Raw genomic sequence first — 3632 nt, forward strand, 5'->3', positions numbered from 1 at the left:
GACGCACTCGATGCTTGCGACCGTGAACATCGAATGTCGCAGGGCCGCCGCCCGACGTTGCTGGTCTACCGTATCATCTGCACCGATGAGGATGCCATGAACTGGCCGGAGGAGGATATTGGCAACCTGCGGGTGGCGCTGAACGCGCTGGTGCGGTTGTTCCGGATGTGAACTCCGGCGACAGGCGTGGAGCCGGGGCCGGTTGTATTCCAGCCCCGCTTTTCCGACTCGACAGCCGAAATTGTTCCTTATATGTTCCAGTCATCAGTTTGGAGCAAGATCATGGCTAATGTTACGTATTTCGTCATGGTGCCCTTCAAGGACGCGGAGGGCGAACTCGTCGCTGAGCAAGGCGTGCAATGCCCTTCGGAGGGGTCTGCCAAAGCCCAGGCGCGCAGCGCCGTGGCCAGGGGCACCGTCGGTGCGATTGCCTTCAAGCGCTCCGGGGATCCCAACATCGGCGAGTACAGCGAGGCCGTGCTCATCTGCAGTGAAGGCAATCTGCCGGATGGCGTGATGGAGATGCTGGCGGCGTGAGACGAATTCTGATTCTCTTGGGTCAGTGTTTGCTTACATATTTCCTTGTACATCAATGAAGCGCTCGCATACGGGCCTGAACTGGTCCTTGTAAGCGAACGATGTCACTTGCTCGGCCGCTAACACCGTACAGTTCTTCGGACGTAGAAGACTGGAGCGTCATTGGTGGAAACGTTTCCTGCTTCAAAACTCCAGTGAGTAGGACAGCGAGGCACTAACTGCTTCAAGATTGCCAATACGTTCGTAGACCGCTCGGCCGTTGAATTTGCCATCTGCTGGTCCGCTAACTGCGACTAGGTAGATGCCCGCCGACCAACCACACTCGTCAGTTTTTCCATCTGCGATTGTTCGCTCGCAGACAATGCTGGGAAGAAGGCCTATGCTTGTCGTTCCGTCCAAATTGACCGGGAAGCGCACTTCGGGAGTGAGTCGTAGAACCCCAAGCGCGACGTGATCTACATCCAGATCCTCGTTTTCGGAGCGTCCATCCAATCTGGCCTTGAACGTGATCTCTCCAAGATCACTGTTTCCATATGCAAGAGAAACGGTGGGCAGGAAAATGAAGCTCGAAACCTCGATGTTACCCGTTAGGGCAACGCCAAACTGCCAGGTGAGTGTTTCGTAGTCGCTGTCGAGAGACAGCGGCTCGTCATTCATGGAAAGAATACTCTGCCCATATCCGATTGAGGCATAACCATCCGCATAGAGAACTTCTCCCAGTTGCGTGATGCCATACAATCCGCTGAGGACTTGCCAGCTCTTCTCTTCACCGCTGAAGTTTCCGTTGAAGTCGGATGAAGTCAGCTGTCCTCCGATAAACGCTCCGGCGAGGGAACTTGGTCCCACAAACACATCGCGTGCAATACGCACATCAGCCGCGCCAAGCAGGTCTTCATTGTCACCTGAGAATATGTCGATGCTGCTGGTCAGGACCCATGCTGTTGCTTCCTGTGGTACAGCGGCTGTCGGCCAGACGCTTAATGTTTCGCTTGCGGGCGACGAACTTTCCTGGTCGATCACTGGAGTTATCAGGCGGTTCCGCGCATCTTCAACCATCCGGGCATTTGCCTTGATGGAAGCGGAAAGCCGCTGCCTCACTTGGCTGCGAACCACCTGCTTCACGTCATCTCTCAGCGCGTCAAACGCAGTGCCCGGAGTTTGTGGAAGTCGCAGAACAAGGTAAAGGGTCGATTCCCCTTGTATGTTGTAATCGGCCAGAGTGCGTCCGTCCTCGAGCTGCTTTCCTGCAAATATCAGCCGTTGTTGGTCGGGGGGAATGCCTTCCTTATCCTGGATCTTAGTCTTAACATTCTCGATTGCATCGCTGGCTTCGACATCGAGTGTGATCGTCTTGCCTGTCAGTGTCTTGACGAAAATCTGCATTGCCTCCGCCAAGCCCGAAGAGAGGAAAATGAAGATGCAGGCTGCGATGATTGTGCGGAACATGAGTGGATGAACTATCAGACAACTATGCTGTATCCGACGCTAGACGTGGATCCGCACTAAGGGCAACAAATTTCTTGTCTTCAAGAGGTACAGCTGGCGCTTGAAGATCTGGTAGCAACAATATCACCGCTTCATACACTCTGGGTGTAACATAACCTGTCATGGGCATGATGGTGAGCATGTTACGGCTCTGCTGGCGCCATTCCGTTCATATGTAGTGGCGATCGTGAGTCCGGTGAATTCAGCAAAGCGATTCTGGTCTGGAAGAAAGGCAATCTGCCGGATGGCGTGATGGAGATGCTGGCGGCGTGAACACTTCCAGCCTCAGGCTTTTGGTTCATTGAGGCGTTTGTGGAGGTCCTTGCCGCACCTGAATGTGGGAATACGCTTGGCGCAGACATCGACGGCGGTGCCGGTGCGTGGGTTACGGCCCAGGCGGGCCTCGCGTGATTTGACCGTAAATGCCCCGAACCCGCGCAGTTCAATGCGGCCACCTGCCAGCAAAGTGTTCGTGATTTCGTCGAGAACGATATTCACGATGCGATCGACGTCCTGGATGTAGAGGTGAGGGTTCTTGTCTGCGAGTTTCTTCGCAAGTTCCGACTTGATCATGCATCATACTCCCAGGCAAACTCTCCAAGGCAACGCTGCCAAAGCGGGGACAAAGGGTCAAGGCTGCGGGCTGTTTGAGCAAAGGCGCTTCCGCTGCGTGACCCACAAGCGGGATCCTGCGGTTTTCCTCCGAAGTTCAGGCTGAGCACCAGGCTGACAACTCTGCAGTTGATCCCGTAACGGCAGGTTCATAGTCTTACATGTTGACGGCTGGAACGGGGGGAAACATGAGAATTCTGGCGATCATCCTTGGAGCTGCGGCACTGGCCGCCACAAACCTGATAGCTGTGCAGGCATATGCTGACAGCTGCTGGTGGCATAATGGTTCGCTGATGCGGCTTGAGGCCAACGGCAATCAACGGTGGTTTACATACGAGAGGCCAAAGCCGGAACTCCGCCGCTCGGGGGTCCAGGAAGGTACGCTGCTCTTCGACGGCGTGCGGCGTGGTACCCGATACATTGGAACGGCAAGGGTGTTCTCTCGCTACTGTCTCGCGCATCCGCTGGAATATGCGGTGGAGGGTTCGGCGAGCCGGAATGACACGAGGGTCGTTCTCCGAGGAATGCGGGAGGTCCAGGAACGCTGCGCGCCGACCGGCCGCGTCAGGACTGATACGCTGGTGTTCGACTACGCCTTCGACTGCTGATCCCGCTTGGCCTGGCGCCACTTGCTTCCATGATGTGCCAGCGTGCCTGTGGAATGACCTGAGACCATAGGCGCAGGGGTCTTGATCTTTTCCCTCCTACTGGGGAAGCCTTGGTATGTTACGGCAGGTTTAGCCGATTCCAACTGCCCGAAGCTGGCCGGAGCGCCGAATAAAGGGGGAATCTCCATGAAGCTCAGAGTAATAATTCTTGCCGCGCTGGTCGCGGTACTGTTCGTTCCTGTGGCGCAGGCCGCGAGCGTGATTGCAAGGGTCGACAAGTCGTCCCAGACCATGACGGTCTATCATCATGGAGAGGTGATCGGTCAGTGGCCGGTATCAACGGCGAGAGCCGGGAAGGTTACGCCATCGGGAACATGGACCGCGAAGTCG

Annotated in this window: 5 protein-coding genes; 3 read left to right on the forward strand and 2 right to left on the reverse strand. The window is 55.9% G+C overall.

Features of this window, described 5'->3' with window-relative positions; translation table 11 throughout:
* The first annotated feature begins 282 nt into the window (after positions 1–282).
* Complete coding sequence (locus ACILRA_RS21120) at positions 283–537, forward strand: hypothetical protein (RefSeq protein ID WP_395664020.1); 255 nt, start codon at positions 283–285, stop codon at positions 535–537.
* A 183-nt stretch (positions 538–720) separates the two neighbouring features.
* Here the strand turns inward: ACILRA_RS21120 and ACILRA_RS21125 are convergent, their stop codons facing one another.
* Positions 721–1983 carry a ubiquitin-like protein gene (locus tag ACILRA_RS21125; RefSeq protein ID WP_395664021.1) on the reverse strand — a complete coding sequence of 421 codons (1263 nt, stop codon included), beginning with the start codon at positions 1981–1983 and terminating at the stop codon, positions 721–723.
* Positions 1984–2307: 324 nt separating this feature from the next.
* Positions 2308–2595: an integration host factor subunit beta gene (locus ACILRA_RS21130; RefSeq protein ID WP_395664022.1), complete on the reverse strand. Its 288-nt coding sequence runs from the start codon at positions 2593–2595 to the stop codon at positions 2308–2310.
* Positions 2596–2822: 227 nt separating this feature from the next.
* On the opposite strand from ACILRA_RS21130, the gene ACILRA_RS21135 reads away from it, so the two are divergent.
* Together ACILRA_RS21135 and ACILRA_RS21140 are read left to right on the forward strand one after the other, a co-directional pair.
* Positions 2823–3242: a hypothetical protein gene (locus tag ACILRA_RS21135; protein ID WP_395664023.1), complete on the forward strand. Its 420-nt coding sequence runs from the start codon at positions 2823–2825 to the stop codon at positions 3240–3242.
* Positions 3243–3428: 186 nt separating this feature from the next.
* Positions 3429–3632: L,D-transpeptidase family protein (locus ACILRA_RS21140; protein WP_395664024.1), on the forward strand; the 204-nt coding region annotated here is incomplete at its 3' end.

The organism is Aestuariivirga sp. (assembly GCF_044239095.1).
Classification (GTDB): Bacteria; Pseudomonadota; Alphaproteobacteria; order Rhizobiales; family Aestuariivirgaceae; genus Aestuariivirga.